Origin of the sequence: Rudanella paleaurantiibacter, from assembly GCF_009184635.1 — a bacterium.
Lineage (GTDB): Bacteria > Bacteroidota > Bacteroidia > Cytophagales > Spirosomataceae > Rudanella > Rudanella paleaurantiibacter.
Map to the genome: position 1 here is coordinate 249,086 of NZ_WELI01000001.1, position 16,420 is coordinate 265,505.

Sequence of the window (16,420 nt, forward strand, 5' to 3'; positions counted from 1 at the left end):
GAAAATACGAAGGAAAATGGATAGACATGACATTTCTCTAAACGAGATGTCATGTCTCCCTGCCCCACGCTTTTCTGCTACAGCCCTTTTCTGCTCAACTCTTTGCGCACCTTTTCGGCCGCGGCCAAATCGGTAAGGGTCACTCCAAGGCGCTTGCGCAGGGTGGGCGAGGTGGTCAGCATCTCGCTCGCAATCTGAATGAGCAGGGCAGCCGTAGCCGTACCGTTGGCCTTATGACGGCGGGCCGGAACTGCCGCAGGCGCATTGTATGTAGTGGTGGTCAGCAGTTCTAGCGATTTCATTGTGCGTTGTATCCGTTGTTTCTGGTCTGCTTATAGAACAATAAAATGGCCGTTTTAGCTCATTTAAGCCTACTTTTAGCGATAAATAGTACACAATTTGGCCTTGTTTTTGGGGTCTGATTTAAGGCGTGCCCGTAAGCAAAACACCCCTGCCGACGCGGTGCCGACAGGGGTGTTTTTGAATATAATTGGCGTGCTGATTAACCGCCGTAAGCCGAATAGTGCTTTTCGAGCAGGGCTTCGTACTTCTGGGCGAGAGCATCCTGCTTGGCTTCTTTGCAGGCTTCAACAATTGAGTTGAGGCTGTACAGATCCGACCGAACATCACCAAACTGCCGACCCGACGTTTTGTTGTAAGTCAGGTTCTGGTCAATGCGGGTCACCATCGTATCGGCAATTTCGAGGGCCTTCTTGGTGTCGCCTACGTTGAAGTATAGCTGCACGAAGTTCGACGAAATCTGGTCGAAGGGAATGGTGCTGTCGGGGATTACGCTGAGCGAGTAGTCGAGTACCTTTTTGGCTTCGGCTTTTTTACCCTCGCGAATCAATTGATCGGCCAACCGGAAGAACGCGATCCGTGCCGTTAGCACCGGCGACCCTTTATACGTTTCGTCGTAGTAGGTGTTCGGGTTGTTCATCTCACGCCAGAACGACCGCTTCATCAGGTTGTTAGCCGCAATGTCGGTATTCACAAAACCATCCGACGCGCCATCGACCCGCACCGGCATCAGGCGGTACGCGTAACCCTCTACCTGCATGTGATCTTTCAGATTGAGGTAGTTGTCCGATGCCAGCGTCGATGAGAAATAGATCGGCCGCTGCCAGTTGTTCGTCGCGATGATGTCGAGCATAATCAGGTCAGGTTTGTACAGATCACGCTTGCCAATGGTCCACTGAAGGGTATCGCCTACGAGGGGGCGCAGCAGCGAAGGTACAAAATTGGCTTTGTCGACAGCCGCCTTGTCGATAGGCAGGAACAGTACCGACGAGGGGAGAATGCTCGTCATTTCGCCCGTGGTGAGGGGCACCCGAACCGCTTGACTACCCTGCTTCACGAGGTTGATATACTGTTTCAGGTCGATACCGTCTTTCACGGCGCTCATCTCGTAGAACGGAATCACGTCGTTTTCGCCCTTGTTGAACTGATCGAACTCAAGTGAAATCGGGAGTGCCTCCGACTCGTAGGTTTTGCGCTTCATCTGCTGAATGTACCACTCGGTACCCAACAGGCTCAGGTTACACACCCGCACATCGCGCCGGAAGCCTTCAACCTCCTGCGCGTACCAGAGCGGGAAGGTATCGTTATCGCCCCCGGTAAACAGAATGGCGTTGGGTGCGCACGAGTTAAGCAGGTTTTTGGCAAAATCGACCGAGTGGTAGCGGTTCGAGCGGTCGTGATTATCCCAGCTTTTGGCGCCCATCATCACCGGCACCAGCAGGCTCAGGCCCACAATAGCCCCGTTGCGGGTCATGTCTGATTTGAGGTATTGTCGTAGCCCCTCGGCCAGCGCCATTACGCCCAACCCAACCCAGATGGCGAAGAAATAGTACGAAGCTACGTAGATGTAGTCGCGCTCGCGGGGTTCGGAGGGCGGTGAGTTCAGGAACACCTGCAACGCAATACCTGTGAACAGAAATAGCAGCCCGACAATCAGAAAATCGCGCCGGTTGCGGTAGTACTGGAATACAATACCAAATAGGCCCAGCAAGAACGGCAGCATGTAGAAATTGTCGCGGGCTTTGTTGGTCTTGAGCAGTTCGGGAGCTCCTTCATCGGTCGACCAAGGCAGCAGATAACCGGCCCCTTCCTGATCCGATTCGCGACCGGAGAAATTCCACATCAGATACCGCCAGTACATGTGCCCCAACTGGTAGTTGAAGAAAAACTCCAGGTTATCGCCAAAGGTTGGTTTTTGCCCTTCGGCCAGACCGAGCATTTGGCGGTACAGCTGCGGGTGGTTTTGCTGCGAGCTATACACCCGCGGGAACAGCATCTCGTCGCCGGGTTCATACACGTACTTAGGCGAGTTGCCGTACTCGACGTATTTGTTCCCTTCTTTCTTGAAAAGCGGGTCGCCGGGTTTCTGGTCAACCGGGCGCGAGGTAAACACCGGCCCATAGGTGAGCGAACGGCTACCGTATTGCTCGCGCTTGAGGTACGAGATAAAGTTGAGGGCGTCGCTCGGGTCGTTTTCGTTGATAGGCGGGTTGAAGTCTGACCGCACCAATACCTGAATGTACGAGATGTAGCCCACCAGCACGAACGCCAGACCCAGCAGGGCCGTGTTGATGTACACCCGTCCATTCTTGTTCGACCAGAACAGGGCGTAAATCAGAGCCGCAAAGAACAGCACCGCAAACACGGTCATACCCGTGCTAAACGGCATGCCCAGTGTGTTGACAAAGAATTTTTCGAGTACAAAAGCCGCGCTGGGCAGGCCCGGAATAATACCCGCGTTGATGACACCCAGTACCGCAAACCCGATGATGAAGGCGATGGCACCCCCTTTGAACGTGGGCCGGGCGGTTTTCTTGAAATAGTAAATAAGGGCCAGGGCGGGCAAGGTCACGAGGTTGAGCAAGTGAACCCCGATAGACAGGCCAATGAGGTAGGCAATGAAGATCAGCCAGCGGTTGGCCGCGGCTTCGTCCTGAATGCGCTCCCAGCGGAAGGCCGCCCACACCACAATGGCCGTGAAAAACGACGACATACCGTACACCTCGGCCTCAACGGCAGAGAACCAGAATGTGTCGGAGAAGGTATACACCAGCGCCCCCACTACGGCCGAGCCTACCACGAGCAGGGAGTCGGCTGTGTTGTATTCCGATTCCGGTTTGCCAATCAGTTTCTGGGCGAGCATAGAGATAGTCCAGCACAGAAACAGAATGGTGAAGGCCGAAGCCAGTACCGATACCATGTTGATCCAGAAGGCTACCTGCGTAACATCGCCCCCGGCCAGCAGGGAAAAAATACGACCAATGAGCAGGAAGAACGGTGCCCCCGGAGGGTGCGGAACCTGGAGTTTGTAGGCACAGGCAATAAATTCACCACAATCCCAGAAGCTGGCGGTGCGTTCGACCGTGAGGCTGTAGGTTAGCAACGCAACCGCGAAGGTGGCCCAGCCCGCAATGGTGTTCAAGCGTCGGAATGACTGCATAAATTGTGTAGGAGTCGTTAGTCGAAAAGTCAATAGCTCTGTTGTGTGCCGGAGAGTATAAACAAGCCTGTTTTTGTCATTCCGTCCTATTTTGTCATCCCGACGGTAGGAGGGATCTACGCTTAATCCATTCAATTTGAGCGGATACGAAAAAGATCCCTCCTGCCGTCGGGATGACAAAAATGCGTTTGAGTAGACTTGTCTCGCACCCTATATAAGGCAACGCAACTGCTTTTCTGGTCAAAATTACTAAAATTGACTCCGACAACCGGACAGGGGCCTGTTAAAAATCGTTAAGGTGGCAGGAGAGGGTTCGCGTGAACGGCTTTGCGATCCAGATAGGTTTGGTGGTATCGCCGAAAAAAAGGAAATTTGACTAAAAGCAAACAAAGATGAGCGTACAGGTTATTCACGACAGCAAAGGAAATCCGGCGGGTGTTTTTATACCTATGCGCGATTGGAATCAGCTTAAAAAGAAATACACCGATTTATCTTCTTACGAAATAGAAGAGCCGAGTCGTGAACAGCTAATTTCGGAATTGAAAGAAGCTATTCTTGAACTTAAGGCCGTTGAACAGGGAGTAAAGCAAGCGAGGCCTTTAGCCGATCTGCTCAATGAATTATAAGATTCTGACCTTGGCCGTTTTTGATAAACAGATCAAGCGGCTGGCCAAAAAGTATCCATCTATAAAATCGGACCTTATTCATTTAGGAGAAGAACTTAAAGAAAACCCCACGCTCGGTCAATCGTTAGGTGGTAATCTCTATAAAGTCAGGCTCAAAATTACGTCAAAGAAAACAGGTAAGGCAGGAGGTGCTCGTGTGATCACGTATGTGAAGGTGGTAAATGAGACCGTGACACTGTCATATATTTATGATAAATCGGAGCAAAGCACTGTTTCTGGTGATGAATTGGATGATTTGCTGGCATTGCTGGAAAGTTAAAAAGGCATGTCTCCCGACTCAATAATCGCTCACATTGCTGCCCTCCAATCGCATACCGATTCGCGATTCTCGCCCGGTCTGTTTCCTTCGTACCGGATTCAGCCGCAATGGCTAAACTACCGCCGGGCCGACAATAATGTGTTTCTGACGGCCTGCACGCTTTTTACTTTGCAGGGGATTCGGCACCGGCTCGCGCCCGATGCGGCCCGGCTTGTTGATGAAATAGGCGAACGAGCCGCGCGCGCTTACCCACACTTCCGCAACAAGGATGGTCTCGACACATATAATTTCTGGCCGACACGCCCCTCACGGCATTTTTCCAATGGGCGGCTACTCCACCGCTTCGATCATTTTCGTATCCCCGACGACATCGACGATACGGCTCTGGTGTTTCTGACTCAGCCACCCGCACCTGAGACCCTGATTTGGCTCAAAGAAAAGCTCTCCCAACACGCCAACGGCACCCGGCACCGCATCCGCAACACCTTTCCTGAGTACCGCCACCTGCGCGCTTACTCTACCTGGTTCGGCAAAAAAATGCCTATCGACTTCGATGTCTGCGCGTTGAGTAATCTGCTGTACCTGATTTTTCGGCATAAGCTGCCCCGGAATGAGCACGACACCGACAGTCTGACCCTATTGGTACAAATGGTACGTTCGGGCCAGTACGTCTCGCAGCCGTTTCGCTGTGCTCCGCACTACGCTCGAACGCCCCTCATTCTGTATCACATCGGACGGTTATTGGCTATGTTTCACCCACCCGAACTGGTTGCCGTGCAGCCTCAGCTCGTGGCCGATGCCCGTGCTCAACTCGCTCAGGTTACCCACCCGATGGACCGGGTGATTTTGTCGACCACCCTCCGCCGGCTCGGTGAGAACCCGCCCCCGCTCGACCTGACCCATATCGAACAGTCGTTCGAAACGTTCCATTTTTTCATTGCCGGGATGCTCACGGCCTACGAGCACCCACTGCTGAACCGGCTGGCCACCAGTCCGTTTGTGCATATGCGCTGGGTTTGCGAAGCGCACTGCTGGGCGTTGGTAGCGGAGTATTTGACAGAGGGTGGAGGGGAGGAAAGGAGAAGGGGGTAAGGGAGAATCCGTTCGTATCGGTTTTATCCGGTTCGATCCGTTTACCAATCAACTCTGTATGAAAATGGATAACCGGGGCTGATTCACGCTGTAAAGGACAGACTCGTTATTGCTAACTCCTCGTTTCCGCGTGGGGTGCGGAGGGTGATGATGTCGCCAACGCGCTTGCCTTGCAGACTGCGGGCCAATGGAGCCGTAAACGCAATGAGGCCCTGCGTAGCGTCGGCTTCATCGACCCCCACAATGGTCAGCTGGCGCGTCGTGGCCGACTCCGATCGGCCTGTCAGTGTTACGGTCGCTCCAAACCGAACCACCGGATCGTCGGCGTGGTCGTGCGGATGCACCACGGTGGCACTCGCTATCCGGCTGTTGAGGGCGACTATTTTGCCATTGATGAGTGCCAATTGGCGGGTTCGCTCGGTTTCGTCGGGCTCGACCGTTTGCAGACGTACCCGCTCGGTTTCCAGATCGGCCAGCTCGGTACGGAGCAGTAACAGTCCCCGGGGCGTCACGTAATTGGTAACGCCGGGTGGCAGCGGAGCCCGGGCCGGAATCACGACTGGGTCGTCGGCAGTTTCGTTTTTGAGGAAGGCACGGCTCATCGGAAAACAAAGGAAAAAAGTACAGGCACCTGCTTTTATCCCTAAAACCCCGTACCCAATCGGTTGTTACGGAAATCGATGGTGCGCTCCTGATCGGCCGGGTAGCGTTACCGGGCCCCGGTTGGTTCTGTTTTAGTCCAGTTCCCTATCTTTGTCACATGACCTCTCAACCCTCTCCAATCCGCGTCCTCGTTGTGGGCTGCGGCAATATGGGCGCGTCGCACGCGCAGGCTTACCAACTTCTCGATGGCTTCGAAATCTGCGGTATCGTTTCGACCGGTAAGAGCAAGCACGTTCTGAACGAAAAACTCGGCGGAGGCTACCCGCTCTTCGACGATTACGCTGCGGCCCTCGCCGAAACCCGCCCCGATGCGGTTTGCATCTCAACTTACCCCGATACCCACGAGCAATTTGCCATTATGGCGCTCGAAGCGGGCTGTCACGTCTTTATCGAAAAACCCCTGGCCGATACCGTCGAAGGGGCCGAGCGCGTGGTGGAGGCCGCCGTGAAAGCCGACCGTAAAGTAGTGGTCGGGTATATTTTGCGGGTGCACCCCTCGTGGGAGCGGTTCGTGCAGGAAGCTCAGCAGCTGGGTAAGCCACTTGTGATGCGCATGAACCTGAATCAGCAGAGCCACGGCTACATGTGGACCGTGCACCGTAACCTGATGAAGTCGCTCAGCCCGATTGTTGACTGTGGCGTGCATTACATTGATGTGATGTGCCAGATGACCCGCTCGAAACCCGTTTGGGTGAGCGCCATCGGGGCCCGACTGACCAACGACATTCCGGCCGACAACTACAACTACGGCCAACTGCAAATCCGTTTCGAAGATGGCTCAGTGGGCTGGTACGAAGCTGGCTGGGGCCCCATGATGAGCGAAACGGCCTTTTTTGTGAAGGATGTGATCGGGCCGAATGGCTGCGTATCCATTGTGGCTAAAAACGCGGGTGCTGTTGGTAACTCCGACAACGTGGACGCCCACACCAAAACCGAGTCGCTGCGGGTACACCGTGCGGAGATCGACGCCAACGACGAGTTTACCCAACCCGACGAGTGGATCGACCTGACCGACGAGCCCGACCACCAGGAGCTCTGTAACCGTGAGCAGCGGTACTTCCTCAAGTCGATTCAGGAAAACCTCGACCTGACCGATCACCTGGCCGATGCCGTCAACTCTCTGCGCATTGCCTTCGCCTGCGACGAGAGCGTTCGCACGGGCGAGGTAGTGCGGTTGTAAGATACTTTGCCCGGTAAACCGGTCTGGTTGTACGCTTTTCAACAAAACACCTTCCTGTTATGAACGAGTGTGAACCGGACCGGCGGGCCTTTGTCAAATCTGTAACGCTGGGTATGCCACTTCTGGCCCACTCGCTGGGTTCAGTTGCTGAGCCCGCGCGCCCTGTTGAACCCGCCCGTCGCGGGCCGTTGAAGATCAGTTGCAACTTGTATTCGTTCAACGAGCCGCTGACCCGAAAGTCGATGACGCTCGACGACGTGCTGACGTTTTGCTCCGATGTGGGATTTGATGCCGTCGACCCAACGGGGTATTATTTTCCGGGGTATCCGGCCGTCCCGCCCGACAGCTATATCTACGCGCTTAAACGAAAGGCGTTTCGGCTGGGCCTCGACATCAGCGGAACGGGCGTTCGCAATGATTTTTCGTTGGCCGATGCGATCCATCGGCGGGAAGAGATTGCCCTCGTAAAAGCCTGGATCGACGTGGCCGCTAAACTGGACGCGCCCATTCTGCGCATCTTTTCGGGTTTGCGGGTTCAGCCGGAACTGATGCGCGAGGAGGTGACCGAATACATGCTCGAAGCCATTGATGAGTGCGTAGCGTATGGCGCCCAACGGGGTGTGATGCTCGGTCTGCAAAACCACGCTGACTTTATCGAAACGGCCGATCACATGCTGGAACTGCTTAACCGGATTAACTCCGACTGGTTCGCGGCCAATCTGGACATTGGCAGTTTTCGTACCGGTGACCCATACGCCCAAATTGTGCAGGTAGCGCCCCAAGCGGCTACCTGGCAAATCAAGGAAAAGTTATTTGTAAATGGGAAAGAAACCGAAACTGACCTGAGCCGGATTATGCAGATTGTGCGGCAGTCGGGGTATCGGGGGTATCTGCCCATTGAAACACTCGGCAAAGGTGACCCGCGCCAGAAAGTACCCCTGTTTTACGAAAAGGTCCGTACGGCCCTGTTGGCTTCGTAGAGCCGGGGGGGTGGCCAGTTATTGTACAACTAAAACCTTATCAACGTTACTTCTCTATCCCAAACAACCATGACCTCAACGCCCAATATTTCGGTATTTATCGCGACCAGTCTCGACGGGTTCATTGCCCGGCCCGATGGATCTATCGACTGGCTTACCCATTCTGATTATCAAATCGATGGCGAAGATTTTGGCTATCAGTCGTTTATGAATTCCGTGGATATGATTATCATGGGACGTAACACCTACGAAACGGTGCTCGGTTTTGGGGGCGAGTGGCCGTACCGGGGCAAGCGTATGCTGATTCTGAGTAGCCGACAACTGGCTATCCCCTCGGCACTGGCGCACGAGGTGGAGGCAACGCAGCTGCCCCCGGCCGAACTGGTGGCTCAGTTAGCCGAACGCGGTGTCCGGCAGGTGTACCTCGACGGTGGCCGCACCATTCAGGGGTTTCTGGCGGCCGGGCTGGTGCACGAGCTGACCATTACCCGCATCCCGGTGCTGCTGGGCGAGGGTATTCCGCTCTTTGGGGCCACCGGGCACGACATAGCCTTGCACCACACTGAAACCCGCGCCTTCCCGAACGGCTTTGTACAGAGCCGGTACACGGTTAAAACTACGTAGCGTATTCGTTATTTTCCCATCCAGACTTTAAAATCGCTCACCTTTTCGCGGCTCACAATGGCCTCCTTGTCAAACACCGGCCTGAGCGTCAGGGCAAGCCGGTTACCAAAATAGGGCTGAATTTGCTCCACGGCATTGTGCGTCACAATCAGCCCCCGGTTGACCCGGAAAAACTGGCCCGGATCGAGCGAATCGGCCAGTTCGTCGAGGGTGTAGTCGACCAGAAACTTTTGGTTCGAACGGGTCTTGAAAAAGCTGAACCGCTCGTCGGTGTAGAAATACAGAATATCACCGACCTCCACCGACAGGAGTTTTTGCCCCTGCTTTACCAGAAACCGTTTGCGGTACTCCCGGCCCGCCGGGTTGCCTTGCCCCTGTAGCTCGCGCAGGAGCTTTTCGATGTTGAAGGTGGGCGTATCGGCTGGTGCGTCGGCGTGGCCATTAGTGGTCATCAGGTCGCGGAGTTTTTTCAGGCTCCGCTGGAGGTCTTCGCGCTGAATCGGCTTGAGCAGGTAATCGATGCTGTTGACCTTGAACGCTTGCAGGGCGTATTCATCGTACGAGGTGGTGAAAATGACCCGGCTGCGAATATCAACCTGCTCAAAAATCTCGAAGCTCTGCCCATCGGCCAGTTCAATATCCATGAAAATCAGGTCGGGGGCGGGGTGGTTCTGCAACCAGTTGACCGAGTCTTCGATGCTCGACGTAACGCCCTGAATGGCCAGTGTCGGGTCGACCTCCTGCACCAGTTTGCGGAGTTTGCGAACGGCTAAATCTTCGTCTTCAACAATCAATACGTTCATGACAGTGTCGGGGTTAAAAGCGGTAGATGGACAGTAAAGAATCCGTCGGTTTCGTCGACAACAACGCCCGGTGTCGTAGTGCCGGGAGCGCCCTGGCGCTGAGCCAGTAGGCGGTATTTGGCGGTTATGTTGCTCAGCCCGACCTGATTGCTCAGAACGCGGGTGGTTTTGGGTTGGCGGTTATTGCGTACCAGTAAGCGGCCGCCAGCCTCCGATCGAATCTCGATCACCAACGGCTTGTTGGGATGAATGACGTTATGCTTCACGGCGTTTTCGACCAGCATCTGTAACGTTAACGGAGGTAGCAGGCAGGCCATGTCGGCTTCGGGCAGGGCTACATCGAGCCGGATACCAGCCCCGTAACGGGTTTTGAGCAGGTGGAAATACGACTGGATAAACGCCATTTCGGCCGCCAGGGTGGTCAGGTCGCCGTCGGTTTCGTCGTCGGTGCGCCGGTTGGTTTGCAGTAGGTAGCGGTACACCTTAGCCATCTCATCTACAAATTGCTCGGCGCGTTCGGGTTCATCGGCGATGAGTGACGAGAGTGAGTTCAGGGTGTTAAACAGAAAATGGGGGTTCACCTGATTTTTAAGGCTCTCGTACTGGCTCTGTAAGGTTACTTTTTTGAGCTGCTCTTTCTGGAGCATGTTTTCCCGCCATTTATTGAGCGAATACATACTCTCAAACGTCCCGACGGAAATTACGTTGATCACCACGTTGAAAAGCAAAATGCGGGTGGTGCTGCCGGGCTGCGTGGAGTACCCAAAGAGGTGCCAGTGGTCGTAGGCCCACAAGGCCAGCAGAATCACGGCCGGGGTAATTGTCATAAACGCGAGCAGGAGTAATCCCAGCCGTTGGCCGGTTTGACCGAGTTCGGCGTAGCGCCGGGCAATACGCTGGGTAATCAGGTCCAGAATCATCTGGCAACCAAGCCCAATCAGGGCGTTGAGTAGCGTAGCCCCCAAAAACGTAGGCAGGTGATGCAGGTAGCGCGGGCCCAGCAGCAGGTACGTAATGAGCGGAATGAACCACGGGAACACCAGTAGCAACTGCCACTTAAGCTGCTTGGTGGGTCGGTACCGCCAGGTACGGGTCAACGAGGTTACAAACGACGGCATACGCGCTAATTTCGGGAGCGGAGTTTATTGGGCTCTGATCAATGGCAAATTACGAAGGCCAGTTGGGCCTCACACGGGATGCATGACTCAACTGCTGGTTTTAGTGACTGGGTTGGGATAAAAGCCTGTAGAAATGGGTAGGAGTGGCAGGTAAATTCGGCACTCCGCCGGGTCGACCTCGCGTTGCGGAACAGCCCCACCCACCGATTCGTACTGTTTCAGGACATCGGCAAAGCCCGGCAACTGCGTATCGACCCGAACGGTACGGGGCTGGCAGTTGTGTCGGATGCAGAGCCGGTCTGTATCGGCAAACTCAATGTGTATCTGTAACGGCCGCGACGCCATGAGCGTATTATGCTGAATAATATCGTCGATCAGGAGTTGCAGCGTCAGGGGAGGGAGCCCAGCATCAGCCGGGCCGGTTTGGGTGGGCAAATCGACCCGAAGCGCTTTGCCATAGCGCACATGGAGCAGCTGCACATACGACCCGATAAACCGGAGTTCTGCCTCAACAGCTACCAGGGGCGTTTTGTTGGCCTGAAGCATGTACCGGTAAACTTTGGACAGTTCGTCGACAAATTCTTCGGCCTGCTGAGGCTCGTCGGCAATTAGGGCCGACACCGAGTTGAGGCTGTTGAACAGAAAATGGGGGTTAATGCGCGATTTGAGCGTGCTCAGGGCCAGTTTCAGGTGTTCCTGCTCCAGATTCTGCCGGTCGAGCTGATTGGTTTGCCACTGCATAAACGCGTAGGCACTTTCAATGAGCCCCGAGGCTACAATGCTCGATACAAACACGAAGCTATACACCCAGATGTTGGTTTCGGGGTCGTAGCGAAAGGCCAGAAACCGGGTAGCATCGAGGCCGCGCAGAGTCAATTCGGCCAGGCTGATGTTGATAAGGCTGAAGGCCAGCGTCAGTAACACCACCCGCTGAACGCTTTGATCGGCCTCTGGGTAGGCCCGAATAACCCGTTTGAGCAGGTACGTATCGGCTGTGTTTGCCATCACCGACAGAACCAGAATGAGGGCGTTGCTGCTCAGAAATGCCCCCCAGCCCGACAAAATAACCTCCCCGAAAATAAGGTACGTCACAATCGGAACGAACCACGGCAGCAGAAACAGGTAAATGTAGCGCCGTAGATTATCCTGCCGGAGTTGGGTGTACAGTCGAACCAGACGGGTGAGCAAACGAGGCATGGCGTTCCGGAGGGGTCAAACAGCCCCTTTTTCAAAGGTACCCGGCCCGAGGTAGGTACCCGTGCCAACCCGTTCTGAATTGACAAACAGAATGAATGAACTGCTCAAAAAAGCGGATGAATTGTAAAAACGTTGCCTACGATGGGTGGGATAACCAAACACCTGACCCCTAAAATGAGTCTATAAACTGGCGGGTATTGTTTCAACCCGTTTGTCTGTATGACTTTTTTTAACGCCTGCCGGTATGTGTTTTTGCTGGCTGCCGGGTTGCTGTTTGGGCAGCCTGGCTATAGTCAGCGCCTGCTCGACCATCAATCTATTGGCTGGTATGTGTACAACGGTGCCTATAAACTCAACCCTAAATGGAGCCTGCGGACCGAATACCAATTCCGCCGGATCGATTTGGTTCGGACGTGGCAGCAATCGCTCGCCCGGCTGGGGGCATCGTACAAGGCCTCTGACCGGGTCACGTTTGGCGGAGGGTACACGTATTTCGTTACGTTTCCGTTTGGGCAGTATCCGCAGGCCGACCGGGGCGTACCCTATCCAGAACACCGGCTTCACGCCGATGTGTCGCTCGACGAAACCTACGGACGGCTAAACCTGACGCACCGATTCCGGTTAGAACAACGCTGGCTGGCGGGCCAAACCGACCCCAATCCGCGCCGGATTACGGGCTGGGAGTTTCAGAACCGGATGCGCTACCAGATAGCCGCCGATCTGCCTCTGCGGGGTTCAACGCTCGACAATCGGGAGTTTTACCTCAACTTTTTCGATGAGGTGTTTATCGGCTTTGGCCGAAACGTGGGGCAAAATATCTTCAACCAGAACCGGCTGTCGGCCGGATTAGGTTACCAGGTTTCTGATGCCCTGCAAATTGAGCTGAACTTCCTCAATCAGGTGCTTCAACACGCTGACCCCGACCCGGTTTCGGACCGCCCGGTATTTGAAATCAATAACGGTTTCCGGCTCAACCTGAATCATACCCTCGATTTTGGCCGATAGCAGGCCAATTGACGTTTCGCTTATAACCGGCGAGGTTGCCTCTACCATTTCAACGGTAGAGGCAACCTCGCCGGTTATAAGCGAATGAACCATGTAAAATGTATAATGAATAATTGTGTTACCTGCCGATAATCAGCCATCTCATTGTACGTTTTACACTCTTCATTTTACATTTAATTCTGTCTGACTACTTAAGTAGTCAAGCAGAATTAGTTTAAACTTTGGTTTGTCATCCCGACGCAGGAGGGATCTTACAGTCAGTCAATTAGAAAGATCCCTCCTGTGTCGGGATGACAAAAGCATCTATTCCAAATACTTCAGTTTAATTCTGCTTGACTACTTATGAACCCCGAGTCAAGCCGTTAAAACTGGGCCACGTTGCCCTGCGCATTGCCGCTGAAGGTGTTGAGCGTACCGGCATCGCTGTTGATCTCGGCGTTGGGTGTGTGGGCAATGCCGTACCCTCCGCTGTTGGTGATGCGGCAGTTTTTAATCGTCAGTTTGGCTCCGGCACCAAATACCCCCACGGCGGCCCGCTTGCCTGAGGCCATCACTGAACTACCAGCCCCGCTAATGTCGACCTGTTCGAGGGTGTTCAGGTTGCTCACTGAGTAAATCATAATGCCTTTCCAGTGTCCCGAGCCTGTTGCCGAGCCCGTAAAGGTTATGCGTTGGTCGGCGGTGCCTTTGGCCGAAATATACCCGTCGCGGTTTACGTTGATGATCGCATCGCGGGACAGTTCAACCGTGACGCCCGGTTTCAGCGTCCAGCCGGCTTCTACTGCCAGATTTCCCAGTAATCGGTACGGCGTTTTGTCGGCCAAAGCGACCCAGGTCAGGTCGGCATTGCCCCGGATTGCCGACGCCAGCACTTCCACCACATTGCGGGTGTTACCGCCGGTAAAGCTCGAGGCCGCGTCGAGCAGGGCCGCGTTGTAGGCATCAATAATAACGCCCGCTTCGGCATTGTTACGGAAGCTGTTGCGGGCAAAATTGCGCAGTACCGACCCCTCCTGCACGTACAGGCCGTACCCGTCGGTATCATTTAGTTGGCAGTCGGCCAGGGTCATGAGGGCCTTGTTGGGGCCAAATAGGGAAAGACCCGCTTTGGTCGAGCTGAGAAGCCCCCGGCTTCCGGCATACTGAATCTGAACAAACGCCAGCTTGTTGGCTGTGCTGGGTGAGTAATTGGCAATACCAGCCCAGAATCCTTTCTCGGGTTTTACCCCCGTAAACCGGATTTGGCTATCGGCGGTGCCCTCGGCAATCAGCGTTCCCTCATATTTGAGCTGTATCGCCGTGTTGCGTTCAAAGGCGACCGTTACGCCGGGGTCGATGCTCAGCTCGGCCGAAATAGCCAGATCGCGCGACACAATGTAGTCGGGTTGGGCCGGGTCAATCAAACGATCTTTCAGCCGGGTTTGGGTTTTTACCTCGTTGCTGAGAGTAATCGGCCCGGTTTGTTCGGCCCGGACCACCACCCGATCCTGACTCTTGGCTGCCCCGCTCGAAACGGTCAGTTCGAGTTCGTATTCACCCACAATGTCGGGCGTAAACGTGGCTTTAGGCGTGGAGGCTCCTCCGAGCGTGAGGGTGCTGCGCTGTGGCTTACGAACCACCGTCCACTGGTAAGCGAGTGTGCCCGAGCCGGTAGAGGCTGAGCCGTCGAGGGATACGGCTTGCTCGGGGAGTACGGCCTGATCGGCCCCGGCGCGGGCCGTGAGCGAGGTGGGGGTAGGGGCTACATCGGGTTCTTTTTTACAGCTACTCAGCGTAGCGACCGAAAGAGCCAACAGGGTGGCGAAAAGGGAAGGACGTTGCATGGTTGTTGTTTACTGTTGGTTTGAATGAGGTACGTGCCAGCGGTTGTGCCGACACCCCAAAATTGGGCGTTGAGGGCCCTCATTTGGAATGGGGTCGCGCCTGAATTGCGACCCGGAGCGCCCGAACTGAGAGAAGGCCATCCTGAACTGTCGGTCGGGTGCCACTACGCCGGGTTAGGTGTACTAAGGGCCAATATGTGAAGGAATTAAAAGGGCATTAACCGTTCAAAAGGTTCTTTAGGCCATTGGTACAATTCATGGCCTATTTGTTTCAATTCGCACCGAATTTTGAGCAACCAATTCAGCCCGTAGAGTAGATGTGGGCTGGGCGGGCTTATATTCGACTATTCAATCTCCTTCCTCTGCCCTTTGTGTTGTGAAACGCCCCCAATTCTTTTCGACCTATGAATGGTGGTATCACCTGGCCATGATGCCGGTGCTGTTTCCGGTCGGTAACTGGTTGATGATCGGTCCTCGTTATCTGGACGATGCCCGTACGTTTGCCGTCGGAACGGGCCTCATTTTCATCCTCTACTGGTTTTCGGTGGTTACGCTGACACTGGTGATCCGGCGGATCATTACCCGCTATCCGTGCCTGGGCCAAACCCGGTTACGCTTGCTCAGTATGTTGCTGGCCGTAGGGGCTCTAACGGCCGTTTTGGCTGTTTTCGATGTGTGGGTGTACAGCCTTGTGCCTATGACCGGGGTGCAGTTCGATCTGGATACGATACGGCCTATCTGGTGGCTCGGAGCTTTGTTCGACGTCTTACTCTGTACGGCGCTGGGGCTGTTTTACTCGTTTGAGCAGTGGCGACTCAACCAAACCGAAACCGAACGGCTCCAGCAGGCGGCCCTTCAACATAAACTCGATGCCTTAAAGGGACAGGTAAACCCGCATTTTCTGTTCAACAGCCTCAGCTCAGTATCGGCCCTGATTGGCGAAGACCCCCGGCAGGCCGAACAGTTTGTCGACCATCTCGCTCGGGTGTACCGGTACATGTTGCAGGCTGGCTCGCAACCTGTGGTTCCACTCTCCGCCGAACTCGATTTTATCCGAACGTATGCCGAACTGCTGCATACCCGGTATGGTCGAAACCTGCGTATTATCGTGCCCGAATGTCCCTCGAAAACCGACAGTCAGTTGCCCGCCCTGAGCCTGCAAACGCTTATCGACAACGCCATCCGGCACAATGCCATGTTGCCGGGTAGCCCGCTCGTGGTTCGGGTAGAGGTAGGGGCCGATGGGGGTGTGCGGGTGGTCAACAACCGCCAGCACCGTGCCCGTACTGTAGCAATGGACCGGGATGGCTTATCGACGCTGATTGCCAAGTACCAGATGCTGAGCCGGGAGGGTGTAACCGTCGAAGAAACCGACAACCGTTTTAGCGTGACGCTGCCGTTACTGACGCCGGTAGCTGTTTAATGTAGTCCTGTAGCGGGGCTACAAGCTCTTTGCTTTCCCTTAGCCCAAAGAGATGAACGGAGATAACTCCTTGATCAATAATTAATGATTTGGCTTATAAGTGCTAG

Annotated in this window: 15 protein-coding genes; 8 read left to right on the top strand and 7 right to left on the bottom strand. The window is 54.7% G+C overall.

Annotated features, from left to right (window positions below):
• Window positions 1-77 precede the first annotated feature (77 nt).
• Together F5984_RS01025 and F5984_RS01030 are read right to left on the bottom strand one after the other, a co-directional pair.
• Window positions 78-302 carry a hypothetical protein gene (locus tag F5984_RS01025; RefSeq protein ID WP_152121991.1) on the bottom strand — a complete coding sequence of 75 codons (225 nt, stop codon included), beginning with the start codon at window positions 300-302 and terminating at the stop codon, window positions 78-80.
• 200 nt (window positions 303-502) lie between these two features.
• Window positions 503-3,460, bottom strand: a complete 2,958-nt coding sequence (locus tag F5984_RS01030) for a glycosyltransferase family 117 protein (RefSeq protein WP_152121993.1) — start codon at window positions 3,458-3,460, stop codon at window positions 503-505.
• 392 nt (window positions 3,461-3,852) lie between these two features.
• On the opposite strand from F5984_RS01030, the gene F5984_RS01035 reads away from it, so the two are divergent.
• The 3 genes from F5984_RS01035 to F5984_RS01045 are packed head-to-tail and all read left to right on the top strand — an operon-like array spanning window position 3,853 to window position 5,497.
• Window positions 3,853-4,086 (top strand): hypothetical protein, encoded by a 234-nt coding sequence (locus tag F5984_RS01035; protein WP_152121995.1) that lies wholly within the window; start codon window positions 3,853-3,855, stop codon window positions 4,084-4,086.
• Window positions 4,076-4,405, top strand: coding sequence for a type II toxin-antitoxin system RelE/ParE family toxin (locus F5984_RS01040; RefSeq protein WP_152121997.1), 330 nt, complete (start codon window positions 4,076-4,078; stop codon window positions 4,403-4,405). The genes F5984_RS01035 and F5984_RS01040 overlap by 11 nt, the downstream gene beginning before the upstream one ends.
• A 6-nt stretch (window positions 4,406-4,411) precedes the next feature.
• Window positions 4,412-5,497 (top strand): hypothetical protein, encoded by a 1,086-nt coding sequence (locus F5984_RS01045; protein ID WP_152121999.1) that lies wholly within the window; start codon window positions 4,412-4,414, stop codon window positions 5,495-5,497.
• 83 nt (window positions 5,498-5,580) lie between these two features.
• Here F5984_RS01045 and F5984_RS01050 read toward each other — a convergent pair whose 3' ends face one another.
• Window positions 5,581-6,099, bottom strand: a complete 519-nt coding sequence (locus F5984_RS01050; protein WP_152122001.1) for a GreA/GreB family elongation factor — start codon at window positions 6,097-6,099, stop codon at window positions 5,581-5,583.
• A 158-nt stretch (window positions 6,100-6,257) separates the two neighbouring features.
• Here F5984_RS01050 and F5984_RS01055 point away from each other — a divergent pair, with 158 nt between their 5' ends.
• The 3 genes from F5984_RS01055 to F5984_RS01065 all read left to right on the top strand — a co-directional run bounded on the left by F5984_RS01055 (window position 6,258) and on the right by F5984_RS01065 (window position 8,944).
• Window positions 6,258-7,340, top strand: a complete 1,083-nt coding sequence (locus F5984_RS01055; RefSeq protein WP_152122003.1) for a Gfo/Idh/MocA family protein — start codon at window positions 6,258-6,260, stop codon at window positions 7,338-7,340.
• A 59-nt stretch (window positions 7,341-7,399) separates the two neighbouring features.
• The gene (locus F5984_RS01060; RefSeq protein ID WP_152122005.1) at window positions 7,400-8,320 is read left to right on the top strand and encodes a sugar phosphate isomerase/epimerase family protein; all 921 of its coding nucleotides are present in this window, start codon (window positions 7,400-7,402) and stop codon (window positions 8,318-8,320) included.
• Between the two features lie 69 nt (window positions 8,321-8,389).
• The gene (locus tag F5984_RS01065; protein WP_152122006.1) at window positions 8,390-8,944 is read left to right on the top strand and encodes a dihydrofolate reductase family protein; all 555 of its coding nucleotides are present in this window, start codon (window positions 8,390-8,392) and stop codon (window positions 8,942-8,944) included.
• A gap of 8 nt (window positions 8,945-8,952) precedes the next feature.
• On the opposite strand, the gene F5984_RS01070 is transcribed toward F5984_RS01065, so the two are convergent.
• The 3 genes from F5984_RS01070 to F5984_RS01080 all read right to left on the bottom strand — a co-directional run bounded on the left by F5984_RS01070 (window position 8,953) and on the right by F5984_RS01080 (window position 12,062).
• Window positions 8,953-9,747 (bottom strand): LytR/AlgR family response regulator transcription factor, encoded by a 795-nt coding sequence (locus F5984_RS01070; protein WP_152122008.1) that lies wholly within the window; start codon window positions 9,745-9,747, stop codon window positions 8,953-8,955.
• Window positions 9,744-10,865, bottom strand: coding sequence for a sensor histidine kinase (locus tag F5984_RS01075; protein WP_152122009.1), 1,122 nt, complete (start codon window positions 10,863-10,865; stop codon window positions 9,744-9,746). The genes F5984_RS01070 and F5984_RS01075 overlap by 4 nt, the downstream gene beginning before the upstream one ends.
• A gap of 87 nt (window positions 10,866-10,952) precedes the next feature.
• Window positions 10,953-12,062, bottom strand: coding sequence for a sensor histidine kinase (locus F5984_RS01080; protein ID WP_152122011.1), 1,110 nt, complete (start codon window positions 12,060-12,062; stop codon window positions 10,953-10,955).
• Between the two features lie 219 nt (window positions 12,063-12,281).
• Between F5984_RS01080 and F5984_RS01085 the strand changes: the two genes are divergently transcribed.
• The gene (locus F5984_RS01085) at window positions 12,282-13,067 is read left to right on the top strand and encodes a DUF2490 domain-containing protein (protein ID WP_152122013.1); all 786 of its coding nucleotides are present in this window, start codon (window positions 12,282-12,284) and stop codon (window positions 13,065-13,067) included.
• Window positions 13,068-13,429: 362 nt separating this feature from the next.
• On the opposite strand, the gene F5984_RS01090 is transcribed toward F5984_RS01085, so the two are convergent.
• On the bottom strand, window positions 13,430-14,890 hold the full coding sequence (locus tag F5984_RS01090) for a right-handed parallel beta-helix repeat-containing protein (RefSeq protein ID WP_152122015.1): 1,461 nt from the start codon (window positions 14,888-14,890) through the stop codon (window positions 13,430-13,432).
• Between the two features lie 376 nt (window positions 14,891-15,266).
• On the opposite strand from F5984_RS01090, the gene F5984_RS01095 reads away from it, so the two are divergent.
• Window positions 15,267-16,313, top strand: coding sequence for a sensor histidine kinase (locus tag F5984_RS01095; protein ID WP_246168753.1), 1,047 nt, complete (start codon window positions 15,267-15,269; stop codon window positions 16,311-16,313).
• The last annotated feature ends 107 nt before the right edge of the window (window positions 16,314-16,420 follow it).

Coding starts and splice junctions, on each gene's coding strand:
- F5984_RS01025 (WP_152121991.1), bottom strand. CDS start 302: ATGAAATCGCTAGAACTGCTGACCACCACTACATACAATGCGCCTGCG.
- F5984_RS01030 (WP_152121993.1), bottom strand. CDS start 3,460: ATGCAGTCATTCCGACGCTTGAACACCATTGCGGGCTGGGCCACCTTC.
- F5984_RS01035 (WP_152121995.1), top strand. CDS start 3,853: ATGAGCGTACAGGTTATTCACGACAGCAAAGGAAATCCGGCGGGTGTT.
- F5984_RS01040 (WP_152121997.1), top strand. CDS start 4,076: ATGAATTATAAGATTCTGACCTTGGCCGTTTTTGATAAACAGATCAAG.
- F5984_RS01045 (WP_152121999.1), top strand. CDS start 4,412: ATGTCTCCCGACTCAATAATCGCTCACATTGCTGCCCTCCAATCGCAT.
- F5984_RS01050 (WP_152122001.1), bottom strand. CDS start 6,099: ATGAGCCGTGCCTTCCTCAAAAACGAAACTGCCGACGACCCAGTCGTG.
- F5984_RS01055 (WP_152122003.1), top strand. CDS start 6,258: ATGACCTCTCAACCCTCTCCAATCCGCGTCCTCGTTGTGGGCTGCGGC.
- F5984_RS01060 (WP_152122005.1), top strand. CDS start 7,400: ATGAACGAGTGTGAACCGGACCGGCGGGCCTTTGTCAAATCTGTAACG.
- F5984_RS01065 (WP_152122006.1), top strand. CDS start 8,390: ATGACCTCAACGCCCAATATTTCGGTATTTATCGCGACCAGTCTCGAC.
- F5984_RS01070 (WP_152122008.1), bottom strand. CDS start 9,747: ATGAACGTATTGATTGTTGAAGACGAAGATTTAGCCGTTCGCAAACTC.
- F5984_RS01075 (WP_152122009.1), bottom strand. CDS start 10,865: ATGCCGTCGTTTGTAACCTCGTTGACCCGTACCTGGCGGTACCGACCC.
- F5984_RS01080 (WP_152122011.1), bottom strand. CDS start 12,062: ATGCCTCGTTTGCTCACCCGTCTGGTTCGACTGTACACCCAACTCCGG.
- F5984_RS01085 (WP_152122013.1), top strand. CDS start 12,282: ATGACTTTTTTTAACGCCTGCCGGTATGTGTTTTTGCTGGCTGCCGGG.
- F5984_RS01090 (WP_152122015.1), bottom strand. CDS start 14,890: ATGCAACGTCCTTCCCTTTTCGCCACCCTGTTGGCTCTTTCGGTCGCT.